This is a genomic window from Massilia rubra (assembly GCF_011682065.1).
GTDB classification, from domain to species: Bacteria; Pseudomonadota; Gammaproteobacteria; order Burkholderiales; family Burkholderiaceae_D; genus Telluria_A; species Telluria_A rubra.
In genome coordinates this window covers 1-22,325 of the sequence record NZ_VUYU01000040.1, presented here as the reverse complement: position 1 = coordinate 22,325, position 22,325 = coordinate 1, and the positions used below count along the sequence as shown (strand labels likewise).

Genomic DNA, 22,325 nt, shown 5'->3' with positions numbered 1-22,325 from the left:
CCATCGACCGGTGGAACGAAAGGAATTCATGCCCGATCTGCTGACGATCCTCACCAATCTCGCCTGGCCCTTCGCGATCTGTATCGCCTGGATGGCCGGCGAATTCGGCAAGCGCTGGACCGGCCTGCCGCGCATCAGCTTCTACGGCATTGTCGGTTTTGCGCTGGCCAGCACCCAGATCGGCGTGCTGCCCGCATCGACCTCCGGAACGGGCACGGTCCTGTTCATGGCCGACGTGGCCTTCGGCCTGATTTTGTTCGAACTTGGCTACCGCATCAACCTGCGCTGGCTGCGCATGAATCCCTGGTTCGCCATGGCCTCGCTGGTCGAAGCGCTGGGCACCTTTGTGGCCGTGTATTTCGTCGCCCTGTGGTTCGGCGTAACCACCATGACGGCGCTGATGCTCGCCTCGCTCGCCATGTCCACCTCGCCCGCCACGGTGGTACGCATCATCAATGAACAGCGCAGCTCCGGCCAGGTGACCGAACGGGTGCTGCACCTGTCGGCGATCAACTGCGTGCTGTCGGTGTTTACGTTTAACGTGATCGTCGGCTTCTGGCTGTTCCACAGTTCGTCGGACATCGGCGACGCCACCATTAACAGCCTGGTTGCGCTGTTGATCTCGGGCGTCATCGGCGCCGTGTTCGGGGTGGTGGTGCCGGCCATGCTGCGCCACCTCGGCAACCTGGCGCAGGACGCCACGGTGGCCTTTGCACTGGCCGTCATCTTGATTGTCTCGATCACCTACACCATGCACCTCTCGCCGGTGATGGCCACCCTGGCCTTCGGCCTGACGGCGCGCCACCGGCGCGTGGCCTTCAGCGGCGCGCAGCGCAATTTCGGCGCGCTCGGCGAGTTGCTGACCGTGCTGCTGTTCGTGTACGCCGCCTCGACCCTGGAATGGCGCGAACTGATGGCCGGCGGCGCCTTGGCGGTGACGGTGGTGATCGTGCGCCTGCTCACCAAGACGCTGGGCGTGACGGTATTCTCGCAGCTGTCCGGCATATCGTGGCGCAAGGGCGCGCTGACGGGCCTTGCGCTCGCGCCGGTGTCGGTGTTCGTCATTTTGCTGCTCGAGCATGCGCGTTCGCGCGGGATCGACGTGCAGGAACTGCGCTCGATGGCCGCGGTGACCATGATGCTCGAAGTATTCGGCCCCATTATCATCCAGCGCGCCCTGATCTGGGCCCGCGAAACCACGGAGGCCTGAGATGGCGCTTGAACCGTTTGCCACTTCCAAGGCACTGACCTTTGGCGTGGAACTGGAGCTGCAATTGGTCAGCCTGTCGAACTTCGACCTGACCGCCGCCAGTCCCGACCTGCTGCACCTGCTCGCGCAAAAGCCCTTCCCCGGCAATGTGACGCCCGAAATCGCCGAGAGCATGATCGAGATTAATTCGAGCGTGCATTCGAGCCACCTGCCGCTGCTGGCCGAACTGCTGGAGATCCGCGACATCCTGGTCGCTGCCGGCGACCGGCTCAATATCGGCTTGTGCGGCGGCGGCACGCATCCGTTCCAGCACTGGTCGGAGCAGAAAATCTATCCGAAGCAGCGCTTCCAGGAGCTCTCGTCCCTGTACGGCTACCTGGCCAAGCAGTTCACGGTGTTCGGGCAGCACGTGCACATCGGCTGCGCCTCGGGCGACGATGCGATGTTCTTGCTGCATTCGCTGAACCGGTATATTCCGCACTTTATCGCGCTGTCGGCCTCGTCGCCGTTCGTGCAGGGGCACGACAGTTTGTTCGATTCGGCGCGTTTGAATTCGGTGTTTGCGTTTCCGATGAGCGGGCGCGCGCCGTTTACATTGAGCTGGGACGAATTTGCGAATGTGTACTTTGCGAAGATGGAAGGCACCGGCATCATCAAGAGCATGAAGGATTTTTACTGGGATGTGCGGCCCAAGCCGGAATACGGCACCATCGAACTGCGCGTGTGCGACACGCCGCTGACGGTGGAACGGGCGGCGGCCCTGGCCGGGTATTTACAGGCGCTGTGCCGCCATCTGCTGGAGCGGCGCGAAGAGCCGCCGGTGGAGGATGACTATCTTGTGTATAACTTCAACCGCTTCCAGGCGTGCCGCTTTGGGTTGGATGGGGCGATTACCCATCCGAAGACCTACGAGACGATGTCGCTGCGCGAGGATATCCTGACGACGTTAAGGAAGATGGAGCCGCATGGCGAGGCGCTCGGGAGCCTGGGCGCGTTGCGGCATTTGTCGACGGCGGCGCAGGAGGCCAGCGACGCGACGTATTTGAGAAGGCAGTACGAGGAACAGGGGAGCGCGGAAGGCATGGTCAATGCGGCGATCCGGCGCTTCAGGGGCAAGCGCTAGCCTACGTCGTTCCCGCGCCAAGGCGGCCCTCGGCGGGAACGACGGGGGTAGTGGAAGAATGAGGGAAGTAGCTACACGACGTTCAAAGCCGCGTCTCGCGCGCCGCCCGCAAGAACTCGTCCAGGATCGGCGTGCAATCGAGTAAATCGACCCCGCCGGCCCGGTGAAACTCCGGGTGCCACTGCAATCCCATCACGAAATTGGCCCGTTGATAGCGGATCGCTTCGATAATCCCATCCGGATCCGACATCGCCTCCACCAAAATATCGCGCCCCAGGTCTTTGACCGCCTGGTGGTGAATCGAATTGACCACCGGCCGTCGCACGTCCGGGAACATGCGCCCCAGCGACGACCCCGACGGAAAAATCACCTTGTGCCGGTGCGCGTCGTAATCGCTGTGCACGTGCGCGTGCGCGGCCGGCACATTGGTCGCCACGTCCTGGTACAAAGTCCCCCCGAACGCCACATTGATCAACTGGCACCCCCGGCAAATACCCAGCACCGGTTTACCCGCATCGACGAATTCGTGCAGCAGTTCGAGTTCGTACACATCGCGCGCGCGGTCGCCGCTCCATTCGGGCCGGGTCGGGCTTTCCGAATACGTCTGCGGCGACACGTCGGCCCCGCCCTGCAGCACCAGCCCGTCGAGATGGCGCGCGTAATGGCGCAAGGTGATGTTACTGGGATGTAGCAAGCCGTTGGTGTTGACCGTCGGAATCATAAACACCAGCACATCGCGCGACATCACCCACTGCGCAATCGACTCTTCCAGGTACTGCAAATTCTTGCTGCGCAGGCCAGTCGAGCCAGGCTCGGGATGGAAAATCCGCGCCGAGACCCCGATGCGCAAGGTGCGTCGCATGAAGTCGCGGCCGATTTTGTCGCGCAGGTTGCGCCAGCGCGAGGCCAGCACGCGGCGCGCCAGGGCCAGCGGCGTGTCGCTGTCTTTCTGGTAGCGCGGCAGGGCGTCGGCGGCGCGGCGGTCGGGAACGCGGGGGGCATGAATGCCGCCGTCGGCATCCTGCCCGGGCACGGGTGCGGGAACAGGATCGGGAACAGCGGTGGGCAACAGGGGCTTGTCGGTATCGGGCATGCCTTAAATATAGCGCTCCCATGCGGGCGCACGATTCAAAGTTGTAACAAAATTGTGACCGCCACTTCCTAAGCCGGCAGCGACAGCAGCTTCTTGAGCGCCGCCAGCAGATGGCGGTCGGCCATCGGCTTGTCGAGCAGGCCGCGCACCCCGGCCGCGCGCGCGCGCGCCGTATCGTAGCCGGACGCCTGGTTCACCAGCAGCACCACGGCGATCCGTTCGGCCCCGTCCTGCCGTTTGATCTCGCTGCACAGCGCATACGGATCGACGCCGGGCGTGGAGGTATTGATCATCACCACCGCCACCGGCGTCTCGGCGCACAGGCGCACCGCCGCCACCGCGCTTTCGGTCCACTCCACCGCCACCTGGTGCGGCGCGAGCAGGCGCGCCACATGGTCGCGCAGCGCGCCGCGCTTGTCGACGATGAGCACCGCGCCGGCGGGGGCCGGGCGCCGCATCTTGATAAACTCGGCCGGGTCGGTGACATCGAGATCGAGGCGGATGCGGCGGCGCCGCTCGTGCTGCGGCTCCGCGACGGGGGCCGGCATGTTTTTCACCGCCTCGGCGCGTTTGCGTCCCAGCTCGGCGAGCATCTTGAACATCTGGAACATGTCCAGGGGCCGCGCCAGCTGCGCGCACGGAAATTCCATCCCGGCCGAGCCGATCACCAGGCCGGGACGCAGCACATCCGGCTGCCACGCCAGCAAGGCGGCCAGGGCGCTCAGGTCGTCGCCGTTGGCAATCATCAGGTCCGGCTCTTGCAAACTATCGCCCAGCAAGCAAGAATACGACGGGCCGTCGCGCGGGGGATGCGCCAGCGCCGTCCCCAGCTCGGCCCCTTCGGAAGAAGGAAAGCCCAACAGGCGAACGCTCAGAGACTGCCTTTTTGAATGCATTTTTAGCAACTTATGGAATATTTTTGACCACACCTGTTGGTGTGCGTACAAATCTAACCACAATCGTGCGGGCTGGCAAGCACATTCAGCGTGCTCAAATTTGGCTTCTTTTCCGGCTGACAAGATAGAATGCGCAGGCATCCGCATAAAGAACTTAGATATGGCCACCAAAAAACCTGCATCCGACTACAGCGAATCCTCCATCCGGGTCCTCAAGGGACTCGAACCCGTCAAACAGCGTCCGGGTATGTACACCCGCACGGAAAATCCGCTGCACATCATCCAGGAAGTGATCGATAACGCCTCCGATGAAGCGCTCGGCGGCCATTGCAAGAATATCGGCGTGACGGTCAATGCGGACGGCTCGATCACGGTCGAAGACGACGGCCGCGGCATCCCGGTCGGCCTGCATCCCGAAGAAGGCGTGCCGACGGTGGAAATCGTCTTTACGCGCCTGCACGCGGGCGGCAAATTCGACAAGGGTTCGGGCGGCGCGTATGCCTTCTCGGGCGGCTTGCACGGCGTGGGCGTATCGGTGACCAACGCGCTCTCCTCGCGCCTGGAAATCACGGTCTGGCGCAAGGAAGACAACGGCACCGGCCTGCACAAGATGGTGTTCGCCGACGGCGACGTGATCGAGCCATTGGCGTCGATCCCGGCGCCGCGCGACGGCAAGAAGAGCGGCACCCGCGTGACCGCCTGGCCGAACCCGAAGTATTTCGATTCGCCGGCGATCTCGCAGGTCGAGCTTGCGCGCCTGCTGCGCTCCAAGGCGGTGCTGCTGCCCGGCGTGACGGTCACCCTCACCATCGCCAAGACCGGCGACGTGACGACCTGGAAGTACGACGAAGGCCTGCGCGGCTACCTCAATGAAATGCTGGCGCAAAGTACCAGCGGCGACACCGTCATTCCGGTGTTCGAAGGCGCCCAGTATTCCAACGGCGAGTCGGACGGCTTTGCCGAAGGCGAAGGCGCGGCCTGGGTGGTGGCGTGGACCGAAGAAGGCGCGGTGGTGCGCGAGTCGTACGTGAACCTGATTCCAACCTCGAACGGCGGCACCCACGAATCGGGCCTGCGCGACGGCCTGTTCGGCGCCGTCAAGAGCTTTGTCGAGATGCACGCGCTGCTGCCGAAAGGCGTGAAGCTGATGCCGGAAGACGTGTTCGCGCGCGTCTCCTTCGTGCTATCGGCCAAGGTGCTCGATCCGCAGTTCCAGGGCCAGATCAAGGAACGCCTGAACTCGCGCGACGCGGTGCGGCTGGTCTCGACCTTCGCCAAGCCGCCGCTCGAACTGTGGCTGAACCAGCACGTCGAATACGGCCGCAAGCTGGCCGAACTGGTGATCCGCCAGGCCCAGTCGCGCCTGCGCTCGCTGCAAAAAGTCGAAAAGAAAAAATCCTCGGGCGTGGCCGTTCTGCCGGGCAAGCTGACCGATTGCGAATCGAGCGACATTGGCCGCAACGAACTGTTCCTGGTCGAGGGCGACTCGGCGGGCGGTTCGGCCAAGATGGGGCGCGACAAGGAATTCCAGGCCATCCTGCCGCTGCGCGGCAAGGTGCTCAACTCCTGGGAAACCGACCGCGACCGCCTGTTCGCCAACAACGAGATCCACGACATTGCGGTGGCGATCGGGGTCGATCCGCACAGCGTGGGCGACACGCCCGACCTCTCAAACCTACGCTACGGCAAGATCTGCATCCTGTCGGATGCGGACGTGGACGGCTCGCACATCCAGGTATTGCTGCTGACCTTGTTCTTCAAGCACTTCCCGGCCCTGTTCGCGCCCGGCCACATTTGCGTGGCGCGCCCGCCGCTGTACCGGGTCGACGCCCCGGCGCGCGGCAAGAAGCCGATCCAGAAGCTGTACGCGCTCGACGATGGCGAGCTGGTGGCGATCCAGGACAAGCTGATGAAAGAAGGCTTGAAAGAAGGCAGCTGGAGCATTTCGCGCTTCAAGGGTCTGGGCGAGATGAACGCGGAACAACTGTGGGAAACCACGATGAACCCGGACACGCGGCGATTGCTGCCGGTATCCTTGGGCGACTTCAGCCACATCGACGCCTCGGCGCGCTTTAATATGCTGATGGGCAAAGGCGAAGCCGCCGCCCGCCGCGCCTGGATCGAAGAACACGGCAACGAAACCGAAGCCGACATTTGATGTTGTTGTTGCAAAGCCGGTGAAAAATCGGGGTCAGACCCCGGTTCTTCAGTTAGGGGTCTGACCCCGGTTTTTCGCCGGCTTTGCAACAGTTAGGGGTCTGACCCCGGTTTTTCGCCGGCTTTGCAACAGTTAGGGGTCTGACCCCGGTTTTTCGCCGGCTTTGCAACAGTTAAGGGGTCTGACCCCGGTTCTCCACCGCTTTTGCAACACAGTGAGGTGCAAAAACGGGGGCAAACCGGGGTCTGACCCCCAACTGAAAAACCGGGGTCAGACCCCGGTTTGCCCCCGTTTTTGCACTTTGCAATTTCTGATTTAGTTGTAAAACCGGCTGTCGCGACGCTGCGGCGGCGCAAACGGACACTGAACCATGATTATCGGAATCGACCTCGGCACCACCAATAGTCTCGCGTCAGTCTGGCGCGACGGCAAGGCGCACCTCATTCCCAATGCACTGGGCAGCTTCCTGACGCCATCCTGCGTCGGCATGGATGACGATGGCACCGTGCTGACCGGCGAAGCGGCGCGCGCGCGCCTGCAGACCCACCCCCACATGACAGCGGCCCTGTTCAAGCGCTACATGGGCAGCGAGCGCGAAACCCAGCTCGGGGCGCGCAAGTTCCGCCCCGAGGAATTGTCGTCGATGGTGCTGCGCGCACTGAAAGAAGACGCCGAAGCCTGGCTCGGCGAAACGGTCACGCAAGCCATCATCACCGTGCCCGCCTACTTCAGCGACGCCCAGCGCAAGGCGACCCGGGTGGCCGGCCAGCTGGCCGGGCTGCGCGTCGAGCGCCTGCTCAACGAGCCGACCGCCGCGGCGCTGGCCTACGGCATCCAGGACAGCAAGCGCGAAACCAAATTCCTCGTCTTCGACCTGGGCGGCGGCACCTTCGACGTCTCCATCCTCGAACTGTTCGAGGGGGTGATGGAAGTGCGCGCCACCGCCGGCGACAACTTCCTGGGCGGCGAAGATTTTGCGAGCGTGCTGGTCGAGGCCTTCCTGTCGCGCAGCGGCCTGTCCAAGGACTTGAACGGCGCGGAACTGAACGGCACCCAGCGCCAGCGCCTGCGCGAAGAAGCCGAACGCGCCAAGCGCGCCCTGTCCGACAGCCTGACCGCGCGCATGGCCTACACCAGCGCCGGCAAGGAATACAGCCTGGAGCTGACCGAAGACTTGTTCGTGCTGCTGTGCGACCACCTGGTGCAGCGCCTGCGCGGCCCGGTCGAACGCGCGCTGCGCGACGCCACCATCAAGGCGTCCGAACTCGATTCGGTGGTGCTGGCCGGCGGCGCCACCCGCATGCCGCTGGTGCGCAAGATGGTCTCGCGCATGTTCGGGCGCTTCCCGTCGATCAATCTCGATCCCGACCAGGCCATCGCGCTGGGCGCGGCCGTGCAGGCCGGCCTGATGGCGCGCGACGCGGCCCTTGCCGAAGTGGTGATGACCGACGTGGCGCCCTATTCGCTGGGTATCTCGATCGCACGCGAAATCGGTCCGAACCAGTACGAGGGCGGCCATTACCTGCCCATCATCGAGCGCAATTCGACCGTGCCGGTCTCGCGCGTGGAGTCGATCACCACCATCAACGACTACCAGAAAGAACTGGTGGTGCATGTCTACCAGGGCGAGTCGCGCCGCGTGTCGGACAATGTTTTTCTCGGCAAGCTGGCCTTCCCGATCGAGTCGAAACGCTCGGGCGAAGTCAGTGCCGACGTGCGCTTCACGTATGACATCAGCGGCGTGCTGGAAGCGGAAATCACGCTCCAGCCAAGCCTGGAGAAGCACACCCTGGTCATCACCGAGAACGCCGGCGTGATGACCCAGGCCGAAGTAGCCAAGCGCCTGGCCGAACTGAACGAACTGAAAATCCACCCGCGCGACAAGATCGAAAACCGCACCCTGCTGGCCCAGGCCGACCGCCTCTACGAGCAGTTGCTGGGCCAGGAACGCGCCTACCTGGCCGAGCATATCGCCGCCTTTACGGGCGTGCTCAATACGCAGCAGCCCACGGCCATGCGGCGCGCCCACGAAACGCTGACAAAAGTCATGCGTGAGCTGGGCGGGAGTTCCTTTTTATGAACGTCTGGAGCGTGCTCGGAATGACGGCCAGCCGCGATGAGCGCGCGATCAAGCGCGCCTACGCGGCCAGGCTGAAGGTCACCCGTCCCGAGGACGATCCGGTCGCCTTCCAGGTTCTCAACGACGCTTACCAGGCCGCGCTGCAACTGGCGCGCCAGGCCAATGACCTGGACTGGCCGGACGACGAGCAGCCGGCCCCGCGCGTCGAGGCGCGCGAGACCGGGCAAGGCCAGGACGATCGCGAGCAGCCGGTCTACGTGGCGGCCTACGAGTTCGATCCGGACGCGCCGCCCGCACCGGCGCCGCCGCCAGACGAGGCGCCGGTGTACGTGGCCGCCTACGAATTCGATCCGGATGCGCCGGTCTACAGCGCTTGCTACGAAGTCGATCCGTCCGCGCCGCCGCCCGAAGCGTCGGCCCCGGCGCCGGCGTTCGAACCACCCGCGCCGGCGTTCGAGCCGCCCGCGCCGCCGCCGCGCCCGCGTCCGAAGCCCGAGCAATATCGCCTGCCCGAGATCCTGCCGGCGCCCCTGCCCGGCGCCGGTCCCGACACCACGATCATCCAGGCGCGCCGCGTCTGGGCCGCGTTCCTGACGCGCGCGCACAGCAACCCGCGCGAGCATCTGGCGCAGCTGTTCGCCGGCGAGGAACTGCTCAACATCGACGTGCGCGACCACTTCGAAGAGTGCGCCGTGCAGTACTGCGCCGGCGAAGGCTGCGAAGACGACTTCCGCGAGGCGATGGCGGGCCATTTCAACTGGGTCGACGACGCCGGCTTCGTGGGCCGCCAGATGCCCGACGAAACCGGCATGATGCTGGCGCGCCTGCGCGCCCAGCGCTCGTACGCCCACTTTTGCCAGCTCGCGCTGGAAGACGAGGTGGTGCGCGCACTGCTCGATGGCGACCCGCGCGGCGTCATCGGCAGGTATCCGGACGCCGCCTTCACGGAGCGCATGCGCGAACTGCTCGAACATGTCCACTGCTACCATGGCGACATGCTCGACCTCAAACTCGATGCCGATATCGTCGAACACTGGGTCGCCGTGGTCCGCGGCAGGGGCTGGTCGGCGTAAGAGTCGCCCCCCGCCACGCAGGCACCCGAACCAACACACTCCTTTTTTACTTAGCACCTACGCATAAGCACCTACGTACATGTCCTCACAAACCAATCTGTTTGACCCGCCACCGCCGCCACCGCCGGAAGACACCGAAACGCTGACCCTGTCGACCTTCGCCGAGCGCGCCTATCTCGATTACGCCGTCTCGGTCGTCAAGGGCCGCGCCCTGCCCGACGTGTGCGACGGCCAAAAGCCCGTGCAGCGCCGCATTTTGTACCGCATGAACGAGCTGAAACTGGGCGCGAGCGCCAAGCCAAGCAAGTCGGCCGCCGTAGTCGGCGACGTCATGGGAAAACTGCACCCGCACGGCGACCAGTCGATCTACGACGCGCTGGTGCGCATGGCGCAGGACTTTTCGCTGCGCTACCCGCTGATCGACGGCCAGGGTAACTTCGGCTCGCGCGATGGCGACGGCGCGGCGGCGATGCGCTACACCGAGGCGCGCCTGACGCCCATCGGCAAGCTGCTGCTCGAAGAAATCGACGAAGGCACGGTCGACTTCCAGCCCAACTACGACGGTGAACACGCCGAACCGAAAACGCTGCCGGCGCGCCTGCCGATGGTGCTGTTGAACGGCGCCTCGGGCATCGCGGTCGGCCTGGCGACCGAAATCGCCTCGCACAACCTGACCGAAGTGGCGCGCGCCACGGTGGCCATGATCCGCAATCCGAAGATCACCCACGCCGAACTGATGGCGATTATTCCGGGGCCGGATTTCCCGGGCGGCGGCCAGATCATCACGCCGCCGGGGCAGATCGCCGACATGTACGCCAGCGGACGCGGGTCGATGAAGGTGCGCGCGCGCTGGAAGATCGAAGAACTGGCGCGCGGCCAGTGGCAGGCGGTGGTGTCGGAACTGCCGCCGGGCGTGTCGTCGCAAAAGGTGCTCGAAGAGATCGAAGAGCTGACCAACCCGAAAATCAAGCTCGGTAAAAAAGCGCTCTCGCCCGAGCAACTGGCCATGAAACAGACCTTTCTCGGTTCGCTCGACGCGATCCGCGACGAATCGGGCCGCGCCGCCGCCGTGCGCCTGGTGTTCGAGCCGAAGTCGAAAAACCAGGACCAGACCGAATTCATGCTGATGCTGCTGGCGCATACCTCGCTCGAGTCGTCCAGCTCGATCAACCTGGTGATGATCGGCGGCGATGGCCGGCCGCGCCAGAAGGGGCTGACCGAAATCCTGCAGGAGTGGATCGATTTCCGCTTCGTGACGGTGCGCCGCCGGACCGAATTCAGGCTGGGCAAGGTCAACGACCGCATTCATATCCTGGAAGGACGCGAAGCGGTCCTGCTCAATATCGACAAGGTGATCCACATCATCCGCAATTCGGACGAGCCGAAGGAAGCGCTAATCGCCGAATTCAATCTCTCCGACATCCAGGCCGAAGACATCCTGGAACTGCGCCTGCGCCAGCTGGCGCGCCTGGAGACGATCAAGATCCAGCAGGCGCTGGCGGAACTGCGCAAGGAAGAAGGCAGCCTGCGCGACATCCTCGAGAACCCGTCGACCATGAAGCGCCTGATCATCCGCGAGATCGAAAGCGACGCCAAGCAGTTCGGCGACGCGCGCCGCACCTTGATCGAAGAAGCGCAGCGCGCGGTGGCCGAGCAAAAAGTGGTGGACGAGCCGGTGACGGTGATCGTGTCCGACAAAGGCTGGGTGCGCGCGCGTACCGGCGTGGGACACGACGTGGCGCAGTTCACCTTCAAGGCGGGCGACTCGCTGTACGCGGCCTTTGAATGCCGCACCACCGACATCCTGCTCGGCTTCGGCGACAACGGCAAGGTGTATTCGGTGCCGGTGGCGGCCTTGCCGGGAGCGCGCGGCGATGGCGTGCCGATTACCACCCTGGTCGATGTGCCGAACGGCGCGCGCATCCCGCACTTTTTTGCGGGCAGCGCCCAGACCATGCTGCTGATGGCGTCGAACGCCGGTTATGGTTTTGCGGCCAAGGCGGGCGACATGGTCAGCCGGCTCAAAGGCGGCAAGTCCTTCATCACGCTCGACGAAGGCGCACAACCGCTGCCGCCGCGCGTGATCGCGGCCAATGCGAGCGCGGTGGCCTGCCTGACAGAAAACGGCAAGCTGCTGGTGTTCGGGATGGATGAACTCAAGACCTTGACCAACGGCGGGCGTGGCGTGATCCTGATCGAGCTCGATGAGAAGGAAAAGCTGCTGGCGGTGCAGCCGATTTCGCAAAAAGGCGTGACCGTACACGGAACCTGGGCGGGCGCCAAGCCGCGCGCGGTCGACTTGTCGGCATCCGGCCTGGCGGTCCACTTCGGCAAGCGGGCGCGCAAGGGCAAGGCGCTGGCAGCCAAGATCAAGGTGATGTCGCTGACACCGATCGGCTGATAGCGTCGTCTCCGGCACCGCCGGAGACCGCTTCCCGCGCAAGCGGGAAGGACGTACACGAACAAAAGCGGGGCAAGTGTTGCTTAATTGAGGTCAGACCCCAATCAAACAACGCTTGCCCCGCTTTCACATCCATCACCCTGCAAGAGGGTGAACTGGATAATTACTTAGCAGCAGCTTTTTTCACGTCCGAAACGGCTTCAACTTTCGCTTCGTGGGTTTTTGCAGCAGCGGTTGCCTTGTCGGCGCCGGCTTCTACAGCAACTTTTTCAGCTTTTTCGTCGGCCTTGATCATTTTTTTCTCGGCTTTCAGATTGGCTTTGGCGACTTTTTTCTCGGCCTTGGCTTCGGCTTTCATTTTGTCTTCCGGATCGGCTTTAGCCACGTCGGTGGTCGCTTCAGCGTGCGCTTTGACGGCTTTCGAGTGGGCTTTGGTCTTTTTCTCGGTAGCGTCAGCGGATGCTTTGGTTACTTTTTCATCCGACTTGGCAATCACTTTAGCTTCCTTGGCTTCGGCTTTGGCGATGTCCTTGTTGGCGGTGGCTTCAGCTTTCACAACCGCTGGGGTTGCTGCTGGTGCTTGTGCGTAAACCGAAGTAGCGAACAGGCCGGCGATCAGGGTAACGAGTAATTTGTTCATGGTGTAGTCCTTTAGAAGAATGGTTGGGGTTTCTTATTCGTGGACGTTTTGGACCGAAGTCCGTTCGCCATCTATCGTTCTCAACTTTATAGTTCGTCAAGGAACGGTGTCCAGAATATGTCTTACTGGACAGGTGGTCTGTTCGCTAGCGCACGCAGAATAAAGCTAACAAAAAGCAACTTACAATTGGGCGAACCGAACCTCGCAATGCGCGGATCGCCCGCCGTTGCAGGCCCCAGCCTATTTTCCAGCCCCCTTCTTTGCGTACAAATCGATGATCGTGGTGATGCCATCGTTACAGACGTTACAGAATCTTGCACTTCGGTCGAACATCAAACACTGCATTTCCGACCGGTAATAGCCGGTCGCCTCGTAATTGGCCCCTTCGAAGGCGCCCACGTCGTGCCGGTGGGTGGCCTTGGCGAACAGGGTATTGGTGTGGGTCAGGTCTTCGCGGAACAGCGCGCTCATCTCGGACTCGGGCCGGTTGGCGGCGCGCAGGGCGGCGCGGCGCTTCTGGTAGGCGCGCGCGTACTCTTCGTACTGCGCTTTCGGCCACGCCGTCGGCAGCGGCGTGCCAGCCTTGACGTGGCGCTGCCATTTCAGTTTGGACGGGTCGCGCAGCGCCGTCACATTCGGCTCCCACGGCTCCATGCGCCCGGAGCTCGATTGGTAAGCCACGGGCGAGGTGTAGTACTCGTCGGCCAGGCCGGCGAAATGGTGGCCGAATTCGTGCACGAACAGGTAATTGGCCCAGTCATTGCCGGCCGCCGCGGTGCTGAACTGGCCGAAGATGCCGCCGCCGCCGTAGGTATCGTTATTGACCAGGATTTCGATGAACTCGTACGGCGCATGCTGGGCGATGTCGCGCAGCGCGCGGTTGTCCAGCGTGAGCACGTAACGCTCGCTGCCAAAGATGTCGTAGCGCGTGCCCAGTGCGGACGCGTGGTGCACGCCGGTCGAGGGGCGCGAGACGCCGGACTCGATGGTCGGCACCGCGATGCCCCATACATTGAAGTCGCCGGCGCGCTCCTTGAACGGCGAGACGGTAAACAGATGATCGGCCAGGCGGCGCGCATCGGCCTCGAATTTTTTCATCTCGCCGGCGCTGTAGCCGTCGCCCATGACCAGCAGGTCGACCTTGGCCGGCGACGGCCCGTTGACGCGGATCGGGATCGGCCTGGCCGGCGCCGGCGCCTGTTTGCGCACCACGTCCGGCGCGTCCGGGTCCACCTCGACGCTCCACACGACCGAAAACTGATTGCGCTCGTCGCGCTTGAGCACCCGCACCTTGACCGGTTTGCCGAACGCCGGAAAGCGCACCGACTCCTGGAAGCCGCGGCTGATGCGATTGGCTTCCTCGGTGGTGCGCCATTCGCCGAAAATGGTGGAGAAGCCGCGCGAATACAGCAGGTCGCCGGTTTTGGCGTCGACCACTTCGACCATGTTCTGGCCACGGTTGCTGGTGTCGAGATTTTGCGACAGGTCGCCGGGCCACGGCAGCGGTTCGATCAGCACGCGTTCGAGCGCGTACTGCTCAAGCAGCGCATTGCCGCTGTGCTGGTAGTCGACGCGGACCGTGGCCGGCGGCTGGGCCTGCGCCTGGACGGCGGCGGCCAGCGCCAGCAAGCCGGCGGCGCGGCGCATGAAACGAAACGGGGACAGCGGCATGGCGGTTTCCTTGCAAGCGTGGATCGTCCCGCATTGTAAACCTGGGCGCTGTGGTTGCGGCCAGCGCCTGCGTGGTAGCATGTCGCTTCCTTTGAAATCCCAGCCAAGATGGTCACAACGATTGAAAGCCAGGCAGAGTCACTGATCCGCGATACGGGCGCGCGCCTTACCAAGCCGCGCTCGCGCGTGCTGGCGTACCTGCTGGCGCAAAACAAGCCCCTGACCCACCACGACATCCAGGAAGGCCTGGCCGGCGACGCGCTCGATTCGGTCACCCTGTACCGGGTGCTCGAATGGCTGACCGAACACGAATTGGTGCACCGCATCGCCGGCGCCGACCAGGTCTGGCGCTTCAATGCCGGCGCCGGCCAGCACGGGCACCAGCACGCGCATTTCCAGTGCACCCGCTGCGAGATGGTGACCTGTTTTACCGACATCGCCCTGCCTGCGCAAATTACCCTGCCCACCGGCTTTACCAGCCAGCAGGTCGACTTCCTGATCAAGGGCGTCTGCAATATCTGTAACGCGAACAAGTAACACCGGTTTCACCGTGTCGCCGCCGGCATCGGCCGGAGTACTAACGCAACCCTATTGCATTAAAGAGGCATCCGACCTATTATAGCAACTCAGTTGCATTACCCCCCCGCCTTGCCCGGCCCTCCCACGCCTGAAGAAATCCACGCATGTACATCAAAACCGCCACCGTCGCCCTCCTCGCCAGTATCACGCCGCTGGCGGCCATCGCCGCCGACGCCGCCCCCGCGCCCACCGACACGGTCGTCATCGGCGGCCAGCGCGAGCACTATCGCAGCCTGTCGGCCACCGGCGCGACCAAGACCGATGCGCGGCTCCTGGACCTGCCGCAAAGCGTGCGCGTGCTCACCAGCGAAGTGCTGCGCGACGCCGGCGTGAGCACCCTGGCCGGGGCGCTCGACCTGGCCAGCGGCATTGCGCGCCAGAGTGACCTGGGCGGCCTGTGGGACAGCTACGCCATGCGCGGCTTCACGGGCGACCCCAATTTCGGCTCCGATTTCCTGGTCAATGGTTTCAGTTCCAGCCGCGGTTACAACGGCTTGCGCGACACCGCCAGCACGCAGTCGGTCGAAGTGCTCAAAGGCCCTTCCGCCGCCCTGTACGGCCGTGGCGAGCCGGGAGGCACGGTCAACATCGTCACCAAAAAGCCCCGTTTCGTCCCGCAGCGCAGCGTCAGCGCCTCGGTGGGCAGCTTCAATACGTACCGCGCGGCGGCGGACGTCACCGGTCCCGTGAGCGACACCCTGGCCTACCGCTTCAACGCCGCCTGGCAGCAAGGCGACAGTTTTCGCGACACCGCCCGCCGCGACACGCTGCTGCTGTCGCCCTCGTTCGTGTGGCTGGCGGGGGAGCACACCACGGTCTCGTACGAGATCGAAGCGACCGAGCAAAAAGCCCCGTTCGACCGCGGCCTGCCGGCGGTGAACGGCAAGCTCGGTGCGCTGCCGGTATCGCGCTTCCTTGGCGAGCCGGGCGACGGCCGGGTCACCGTCAAGTCGCTCGGGCAGCAGTTGTTCGTGCAGCATGCGATGAACGACGACTGGTCGCTGCAATCGGGCCTGTCGTACCGCGACAGTGAACTGGTCGGCTTTTCGACGGAGGCCAACAACCTGCTGGCCGACGGGCGCACCTTGCGCCGCCAGCGCCGCCACCGCGATTTTTCGGCGACCGATATGTCGGGCCGCGTCGAACTGCTCGGCAAGCTGACCACCGGTGGCCTGCGCCACAGTGTGCTGTTCGGCGTCGACGCCTACCGCTTCGACGACCGCCGCGTGCAGCTGCGCCGCAATCCTTCGAACGCTAATCCGTACGCGATCGATATTTTCCAGCCGGTCTACGGCGCCGTGGCCGATCCTTTGACACTGTCGATCGATACGCTCGAACGCCAGCGCGCGCACGGCTTTTACGCGCAAGACCAGATCGACCTCACAAGCGAGTGGAAAGCCCTGCTGGGCGTGCGCTACGACAGCGCCGACCAAAGCGTTACCAATAATCGCCTTAAAGCGAACAGCGCGAGCAGCGCGCAAAGCCTGCAAGCCAGCAGTCCGCGCGCGGGCCTGGTGTACCAGCCGACCAAGGCGCTGTCGCTGTACGCCACGGCGGCGCGCGCCTACCGCCCGAACAGCGGCATCAGCATCGACAACAGCGCGTTCGAAGCCGAAAAGAGCCTGTCGTATGAGCTGGGTGCCAAAGCCGACGCCCTGGACGGAAAACTCAGCGGCACCGTCGCCCTGTACAAGATCGACAAGAAGAACGTCCTGACCACCAATCCCGCCAACGCCGACTTTGCGATCCCCGCCGGGGAAGTGGGCAGCCGCGGCCTGGAGTTCGATGTCTCGGGCGCGGTGGCGCGCGGCCTGCAGCTGTCCGCCGCCTACGCCTGGACCGACGCCACCGTCACCAGGGGCGACAAGACCATCCGCACCGGCAGCCGCTTCCCGAACGTGGCGCGCCACAGCGCCAACGTGCTGCTGGTGTCGAACTTCACGCTGGGCGACGCCGGCGCCAGTATCGGGGGCGGCGCCAGCTACGTGGGCAAGCGCATGGGCGACGTGGCCGCCTCGAGCAGCTTCGAACTACCCGCCTACACCACCGTCAAGCTGGTGGCGGCCTGGACGCCGTACCGCAAGCTGCGCATCGCCCTCAATATCGACAACCTGTTTAACAAGGCTTACTATAAGAGCTCGTACAACCAGGTGTGGGTGGCGCCGGGCGCCGAGCGCGCCGCCACGCTGACGGCCAGCTACAGCTTCTGAGGGCGCCATGACCACCCTTGCCGCATCGCCAGCCAGGCGCATCGCCGCCATCGACGCGATGCGCGGCCTGATCATCCTGATCATGACGCTCGACCACGCGCGCGAAACCTTCTTCTTGCACCGTCAGGTCAGCGACCCGATCGACCTGGCCACGACCGAGCCGTCGCTATTCTTCAGCCGCGTGGCGGCGCACTTCTGCGCGCCGATGTTCGTGTTCCTGACCGGCCTGTCGGCCTGGCTGTACGCCAATCCGGCGTCCGGCCCGCGCAGCCCGCGCGGCTTCCTGCTCAAGCGCGGCCTGTTCTTGATCGTGCTGGAACTGGTGTTCGTCAGTTTTGCGTGGTCGGGCCACTTTCCGCCGCCGGTGCTGTATTTGCAGGTGATCTGGGTCATCGGCCTGTCGATGATCGCGCTGGCCCTGCTGCACAAACTGCCGCTGCGCTGGCTCGCGCTGCTCGGCGGCGTGATCGTCGCCGGCCACAACGCCTTGTCCTTCCCCGGCCTGGAACCGGGCAGCCTGGCGCACGGCGCCTGGACGGTGCTCGAACAACGCGGCTTCCTGGTGAACGAAGGCCCGGTGCGGGTCAAGATCAGTTATCCGCTGCTGGCGTGGATCGGGGTGATCTTGCTCGGCTACGCGGCCGGCCCGCTGTTCTCGAACAAGGTGGAGCCAAGCGCGCGGCGCCGCATCCTGCTGCTGGCGGGTGCGGCCTGCCTGTCGCTGCTTGCCCTGCTGCGCGGCTTTAACATCTATGGCGAGGCGTTGCCGTGGACCGTGCAGGCCGACCCGCTGCACACGGTCATGTCGTTCCTGAACCTGACCAAGTACCCGCCCTCGTTCAACTTTTTGCTGATGACGCTCGGGGTTGGGTTGATCGCGTTGGCGTGGCTGGAAGTGGCCAACGAACGCGTGGTGGCCTTTTGCGCCACCTTCGGCGGCGCACCCCTGTTCTACTATCTGTCCCACCTGTACCTGCTGCTCGCGCTGCGCGGACTGACGGCCGCCCTCTCCGGCGGGCAGGCGCACCAGGCGGGCGGAATCGGGGAAGTGTGGCTTTGGTCGGTGGCGGTCATCGCGGCGCTGTACTATCCGTGCCGCTGGTTCGGGCGCTACAAGCGGGCGAGCACCCAGGCCTGGGTGCGCTACCTGTAGCGTTTACTTGTACTGGTACAGCGGCTGGCGGATCAGGATCGGCAGCACGTCGAGGCGGATGTTGAAGACCGAGTTCATATCCGAAATGGCGGACACGTAGCCGATGCTTTCCTTGGTGCGGCTGAAGCGGAATTCAAAGCCGAGTTCCGGCTGCAGGTCGCGCGGGCTGCCCAGGGTCAGGCCGATGGCGTCGGCCTGGTCGCTGTCGATCAGGCGGTGCATCAGGTCCACCACGGTCGTGTTACCGAGAATATCGGCAAAGAACAGCGGGCCGCGATAATACGGCTTGGCCGGATCGAGCTTGTTGGCCAGCTTTTCGGGCGACGGCGTAAATACCCCATTCTGCAGATTGAAGCGGTCGCCGTTATCGAGGTAACTGAGCCTGGCGTTACTGACGTTGAAGTCGCCCGGCGTGAAGGTGGCGCCGCTCAAGTCGATCAGCAGCGCGCCCTTGTAGCCGAGCACTTCCACATCGCGGTTGCCATGAATGATCATCGAGGTGTTTTCGTCGATCCCCAGTCCCGTCTTGTAGCCCTTGGCCAGCATGGCCGGCAGCATGCGCCCGAAGCGCCCGCGCACCAGCAAGTGCTGGTCCACAAACACATCCTTGCCCACAAAACCCAGGCCCGGCGACAGTTCCATGCCGTCGGCCACGCCGCGCTTGAGGGTCGAGAGCACCGAACTGGCGTCGTAGAACATGGTCTCGCTCATGATCGCCGCGCCGGCGCTGGTGCCGGCGATGACGCCGCCGTTACGGTACATGGCCCACAGCGCATCGAGCACGCGGGTGCTGCTGCCGTCTTTTTTACGCAGCGCTTCGGTGATGCGGGCCTGGTTGCCGCCGACGAAATAGGCGCCATCGGCATGGCGCACCGCGTCCGCAATGGCCTGGTCGTTGGCGGCGATGCGGTAGTCGCTGCCTTCGAGCTTGACGGCCACGGGAACGAAAAAAGCGTCCGCGCCGTAGGAGTTGAGCACTTCGATATTGTTCTTGCCCGCGACGTCCGGGCTGGCCGAGGCCGAGCCGAAGACGGCGATGCGCGCACCCGGGCCGCCCGCCAGTTCCACGATGCGCTTCCACACCGCCGCGTTCTCGCCGCGCAGCGCGCCGCCGATGATCACCAGCGAGCCTTTCGGCCCGCCCGGCGGGATGGTCGGCGCGGCCGCTGTCGCTGCCTGCGCCTGACCCGCCGCCAGCAGGACGAGCAACAGGAACTGTAAGTATCGGCGGGCCAGGTTCAGCATCGGTGGTTCTTCCTTTATTCGGTAGGTCGGGCTGCGCAGGCGAATACAGGCCAGCGCGCAGCCGATGTTAGTTGCAGGCAAGATGATACCCCGCTCAGAAATAATATGTCGTATTCCAGAAAGGCACCCGGCGCGGCGGCGGTTTTTTATGCCACACTTCCGGCTGACTTCATTTCACGGTCCCGATCATGCAAGCAAACACCCACCGCATCTCCCTTGAGGACAGCAGCATGTCCTCGCAACTGACCAGTTTTCATTTCGGTACGCCGGGCGCCGGCAAGAAGGTCTATATCCAGGCCGCCCTGCACGCCGACGAAGTGCCGCCCATGCTGGTGGCGCAGTTCCTGCGCAAAGAGCTGGAGGCGCTGGACGCGGCCGGCAAGATCCGCGGCGAGATCATCCTGGTCCCGGCGGCCAATCCGATCGGGCTGGCGCAAGCCATCCACGGCGCGCCGTTCGGCCGTTTCGACCTGTCCACCGGGACCAATTTCAACCGCGCCTACAAGCACGTGGCGGAGGACCTGAAAACCTCGCTGGCAGGTTTACTCGGTCCGGACCAAGATGCCAACGTGGCCCTGATCCGCGCCCACGCGCGCGACTCGGTCGCCACCTGGGAGCCGAAAACCGACGCCGACACGCTCAAGAAAATCCTGCTCGGGATGGCGATCGACGCCGACATCGTGCTCGACCTGCATTGCGATAACGAGGCGGTGCTGCATATTTACGCAGGCACCCCGCTGGCCGACGCGGTGGCGCCGCTGGCCGCGCTGATGCAGGCGCACAGCGTGCTGCTGGCGCTGGAAGCAGGCGGCGAGCCGTTCGACGAAGCGTGTTCGCGCCTGTGGTGGGACCTGGCGGCGCACTTCGGCCCGGCTTTTCCGATTCCGCCAGCCTGCCTGTCGACCACCGTGGAACTGCGCGGCGAGCGCGATGTGAACTACGATCTGGCCGGGGGCGACGCGCGCGCCCTGCTGCGGTTTTTGGCGCATGCGGGCGTGCTCGATATGCCGCTGGCCCCATTGCCCGCCCCCCTGTGCGCACCGACCCCGCTCGAAGGGGTGGAACCGATCGCCGCGCCGCATGCCGGCGTGCTGGTGTTCCTCAAGCAGTTGGGCGAAAAGGTGGTGGCCGGCGACGCCATCGCCGACCTGGTCGAGCCAAGCAGCGGGCGCACCACCACCTTGCGCTGCACTGTCGACGGCGTGTTTTTCGCGCGCACCGCGCACCGCCATCTGCTGCGCGGCATGGCGGTCGGTAAGGTCGCCGGCGCCGTGGCCTACCGCGCCGGAAAGCTGCTCAGCCAATGAAACTGCGCATCCCCAATACCTTCGTCCTGCTGTTCCTGATCCTGGCGATGATCGCCGTGGCCACCTGGCTGGTGCCGGGTGGCCAGTACGGCACCATCATGGTCGACGGCAAGCCGCGCATCGACCCGGCGTCCTTCCAGTACGTGCAGAGTAATCCGCAAGGCTTCGTGGCGCTGATGATGGCGCCGATCAAAGGCTTCGTCGAGGCGGCCCAGATCATCGGCTTCGTGCTGATCGTCGGCGGCGCGTTTGCGGTGCTGCAAAAGACCGAGGCGATCGACGCCATGATCCGTAGCGTGGCGCGCGCGCATACCCACTCGGCCTTCGTGCGCGTGATGCTCATTCCGGTGTTCGTGACCATCTTCTCGCTGGGGGGCGCCACCTTCGGCATGAGCGAGGAGTCGATTCCGTTCGTGCTCATTTTCGTGCCGCTGGCGCTCGCGCTGGGCTACGACTCGATCATCGGCGTATCGATTCCGTTCCTGAGCGCGCAGGTGGGCTTCGCGGCGGCGTTCTTAAACCCGTTCAACGTCGGCGTGGCGCAGAAAATCGCCGGGATCCAGATGTTCTCGGGGATCGGCTACCGCCTCATCGTCTGGTTCGTGGCCACCGCCCTCACCATCGGGTTCCTGATGTGGTACGCGGCGCGCATCAAAAAGGATCCGACCCGCAGCCCCTCCTACGCGCTCGATATCGAAAAGCGCAAGGAAAACAGCGCCGCCCTGGCCAACCTGGCCGGCATGACGCCCACCCACGCGATCGTGCTGCTGCTGTTCATCGGCTTCATGACGGCCATGGTGGTCGGCGTGATCCACTTCGGCTGGTACATCAACGAGATTGCCGCGCTGTTCATGGTGATGGCGATCGTGGTCGGCGTGATCGGACGGCTCGACAGCGACGAATTCGTGGCGGCCTTCCTGCACGGCGCGCGCGACCTGGTCGGCACCGCGCTGGTGATTGCGCTCGCGCGCGGCACCATGATCCTGGCGCAGGATGCCAAGATCATCGACACCATGCTGCACGCGCTGGTGCCGCTGGTGCAGTCGGCCAATCCGGTATTCGCGGCGCAGAAGATGTTCATTATCCAGACGGTGATTAACTTCTTCCTCCACTCCGGGACCGGGCAGGCTGCGCTGACCATGCCGATCATGGCGCCGCTGGCCGATCTGGTGGGTATTTCGAGGCAGACCGCGGTGCTGGCGTTCCAGTTGGGCGAACTGACCTTGCCGATGATTCCGACGTCGGGCGTGACGGTGGGCGTGCTGGCACTGGCGCGCATTCCGTGGATTACCTGGGCCAAGTGGATGGTGCCGCTGCAACTGGCGTATTTTGTGATGGCGCTGCTGTTGCTGATTCCGCCGGCGTTGACGAATTGGAGTTAAGGCGCATCGTCGTTCCCGCGAAGGCGGGAACCCAAGTTCGTACCGCAGTCTCGGGCGGCGCGACACACTTGGGTTCCCGCCTTCGCGGGAACGGCGGCGCTTTA

At 64.3% G+C, this 22,325-nt stretch carries 16 protein-coding genes; 11 read left to right on the top strand and 5 right to left on the bottom strand.

Annotation, left to right across the window (positions count from 1 at the left end; all coding sequences use genetic code 11):
- Positions 1–28 precede the first annotated feature (28 nt).
- Both F0185_RS31865 and F0185_RS31860 read left to right on the top strand, forming a co-directional pair.
- Positions 29–1,210 carry a cation:proton antiporter gene (locus F0185_RS31865; protein ID WP_167232384.1) on the top strand — a complete coding sequence of 394 codons (1,182 nt, stop codon included), beginning with the start codon at positions 29–31 and terminating at the stop codon, positions 1,208–1,210.
- 1 nt (position 1,211) lies between these two features.
- Positions 1,212–2,333 carry a YbdK family carboxylate-amine ligase gene (locus F0185_RS31860; protein ID WP_167232382.1) on the top strand — a complete coding sequence of 374 codons (1,122 nt, stop codon included), beginning with the start codon at positions 1,212–1,214 and terminating at the stop codon, positions 2,331–2,333.
- 82 nt (positions 2,334–2,415) lie between these two features.
- On the opposite strand, the gene F0185_RS31855 is transcribed toward F0185_RS31860, so the two are convergent.
- Complete coding sequence (locus F0185_RS31855; protein ID WP_167232380.1) at positions 2,416–3,426, bottom strand: gamma-glutamyl-gamma-aminobutyrate hydrolase family protein; 1,011 nt, start codon at positions 3,424–3,426, stop codon at positions 2,416–2,418.
- A 68-nt stretch (positions 3,427–3,494) separates the two neighbouring features.
- Positions 3,495–4,286 (bottom strand): response regulator, encoded by a 792-nt coding sequence (locus F0185_RS31850; RefSeq protein ID WP_229477293.1) that lies wholly within the window; start codon positions 4,284–4,286, stop codon positions 3,495–3,497.
- Between the two features lie 196 nt (positions 4,287–4,482).
- On the opposite strand from F0185_RS31850, the gene F0185_RS31845 reads away from it, so the two are divergent.
- The 4 genes from F0185_RS31845 to parC all read left to right on the top strand — a co-directional run bounded on the left by F0185_RS31845 (position 4,483) and on the right by parC (position 12,034).
- The gene (locus tag F0185_RS31845) at positions 4,483–6,480 is read left to right on the top strand and encodes a DNA topoisomerase IV subunit B (protein ID WP_166887286.1); all 1,998 of its coding nucleotides are present in this window, start codon (positions 4,483–4,485) and stop codon (positions 6,478–6,480) included.
- A gap of 370 nt (positions 6,481–6,850) precedes the next feature.
- Positions 6,851–8,560, top strand: a complete 1,710-nt coding sequence (locus F0185_RS31840; RefSeq protein ID WP_167232376.1) for a molecular chaperone HscC — start codon at positions 6,851–6,853, stop codon at positions 8,558–8,560.
- A complete protein-coding gene (locus F0185_RS34535; RefSeq protein WP_167232374.1) occupies positions 8,557–9,633 on the top strand; it encodes a hypothetical protein in 1,077 nt (358 codons plus the stop codon). Before F0185_RS31840 ends, F0185_RS34535 begins: the two co-directional genes overlap by 4 nt.
- 79 nt (positions 9,634–9,712) lie before the next feature.
- Positions 9,713–12,034: a DNA topoisomerase IV subunit A gene (gene parC / locus F0185_RS31830; protein ID WP_167232372.1), complete on the top strand. Its 2,322-nt coding sequence runs from the start codon at positions 9,713–9,715 to the stop codon at positions 12,032–12,034.
- 163 nt (positions 12,035–12,197) lie between these two features.
- Here the strand turns inward: parC and F0185_RS31825 are convergent, their stop codons facing one another.
- Together F0185_RS31825 and F0185_RS31820 are read right to left on the bottom strand one after the other, a co-directional pair.
- Positions 12,198–12,674, bottom strand: a complete 477-nt coding sequence (locus F0185_RS31825; protein ID WP_167232370.1) for a hypothetical protein — start codon at positions 12,672–12,674, stop codon at positions 12,198–12,200.
- 240 nt (positions 12,675–12,914) lie between these two features.
- Positions 12,915–14,345 carry an IgA Peptidase M64 gene (locus F0185_RS31820; RefSeq protein ID WP_370664100.1) on the bottom strand — a complete coding sequence of 477 codons (1,431 nt, stop codon included), beginning with the start codon at positions 14,343–14,345 and terminating at the stop codon, positions 12,915–12,917.
- Between the two features lie 108 nt (positions 14,346–14,453).
- Here F0185_RS31820 and F0185_RS31815 point away from each other — a divergent pair, with 108 nt between their 5' ends.
- The 3 genes from F0185_RS31815 (at position 14,454) to F0185_RS31805 (ending at position 18,287) form a co-directional block, all read left to right on the top strand.
- Positions 14,454–14,882, top strand: coding sequence for a Fur family transcriptional regulator (locus tag F0185_RS31815; RefSeq protein ID WP_167232368.1), 429 nt, complete (start codon positions 14,454–14,456; stop codon positions 14,880–14,882).
- A 146-nt stretch (positions 14,883–15,028) separates the two neighbouring features.
- Positions 15,029–17,134, top strand: coding sequence for a TonB-dependent siderophore receptor (locus F0185_RS31810; protein ID WP_167232366.1), 2,106 nt, complete (start codon positions 15,029–15,031; stop codon positions 17,132–17,134).
- Between the two features lie 7 nt (positions 17,135–17,141).
- Complete coding sequence (locus tag F0185_RS31805) at positions 17,142–18,287, top strand: acetyltransferase domain-containing protein (protein ID WP_167232364.1); 1,146 nt, start codon at positions 17,142–17,144, stop codon at positions 18,285–18,287.
- Positions 18,288–18,290: 3 nt separating this feature from the next.
- Here F0185_RS31805 and F0185_RS31800 read toward each other — a convergent pair whose 3' ends face one another.
- Positions 18,291–19,613 carry a cyanophycinase gene (locus tag F0185_RS31800; protein ID WP_229477292.1) on the bottom strand — a complete coding sequence of 441 codons (1,323 nt, stop codon included), beginning with the start codon at positions 19,611–19,613 and terminating at the stop codon, positions 18,291–18,293.
- A 107-nt stretch (positions 19,614–19,720) separates the two neighbouring features.
- On the opposite strand from F0185_RS31800, the gene F0185_RS31795 reads away from it, so the two are divergent.
- Positions 19,721–20,839: a succinylglutamate desuccinylase/aspartoacylase family protein gene (locus tag F0185_RS31795; protein WP_167232362.1), complete on the top strand. Its 1,119-nt coding sequence runs from the start codon at positions 19,721–19,723 to the stop codon at positions 20,837–20,839.
- The gene (locus tag F0185_RS31790) at positions 20,836–22,221 is read left to right on the top strand and encodes a YfcC family protein (RefSeq protein ID WP_167232360.1); all 1,386 of its coding nucleotides are present in this window, start codon (positions 20,836–20,838) and stop codon (positions 22,219–22,221) included. Before F0185_RS31795 ends, F0185_RS31790 begins: the two co-directional genes overlap by 4 nt.
- Positions 22,222–22,325 lie beyond the last annotated feature (104 nt).

Bases quoted from the DNA above. Each gene is read 5' to 3' on its own strand.
- F0185_RS31840 (WP_167232376.1), top strand. From the start codon at position 6,851: ATGATTATCGGAATCGACCTCGGCACCACCAATAGTCTCGCGTCAGTC.
- parC (WP_167232372.1), top strand. From the start codon at position 9,713: ATGTCCTCACAAACCAATCTGTTTGACCCGCCACCGCCGCCACCGCCG.
- F0185_RS31795 (WP_167232362.1), top strand. From the start codon at position 19,721: ATGCAAGCAAACACCCACCGCATCTCCCTTGAGGACAGCAGCATGTCC.
- F0185_RS31855 (WP_167232380.1), bottom strand. From the start codon at position 3,426: ATGCCCGATACCGACAAGCCCCTGTTGCCCACCGCTGTTCCCGATCCT.
- F0185_RS31790 (WP_167232360.1), top strand. From the start codon at position 20,836: ATGAAACTGCGCATCCCCAATACCTTCGTCCTGCTGTTCCTGATCCTG.
- F0185_RS34535 (WP_167232374.1), top strand. From the start codon at position 8,557: ATGAACGTCTGGAGCGTGCTCGGAATGACGGCCAGCCGCGATGAGCGC.
- F0185_RS31810 (WP_167232366.1), top strand. From the start codon at position 15,029: ATGTACATCAAAACCGCCACCGTCGCCCTCCTCGCCAGTATCACGCCG.
- F0185_RS31805 (WP_167232364.1), top strand. From the start codon at position 17,142: ATGACCACCCTTGCCGCATCGCCAGCCAGGCGCATCGCCGCCATCGAC.
- F0185_RS31865 (WP_167232384.1), top strand. From the start codon at position 29: ATGCCCGATCTGCTGACGATCCTCACCAATCTCGCCTGGCCCTTCGCG.
- F0185_RS31820 (WP_370664100.1), bottom strand. From the start codon at position 14,345: ATGCCGCTGTCCCCGTTTCGTTTCATGCGCCGCGCCGCCGGCTTGCTG.
- F0185_RS31860 (WP_167232382.1), top strand. From the start codon at position 1,212: ATGGCGCTTGAACCGTTTGCCACTTCCAAGGCACTGACCTTTGGCGTG.
- F0185_RS31825 (WP_167232370.1), bottom strand. From the start codon at position 12,674: ATGAACAAATTACTCGTTACCCTGATCGCCGGCCTGTTCGCTACTTCG.
- F0185_RS31815 (WP_167232368.1), top strand. From the start codon at position 14,454: ATGGTCACAACGATTGAAAGCCAGGCAGAGTCACTGATCCGCGATACG.
- F0185_RS31845 (WP_166887286.1), top strand. From the start codon at position 4,483: ATGGCCACCAAAAAACCTGCATCCGACTACAGCGAATCCTCCATCCGG.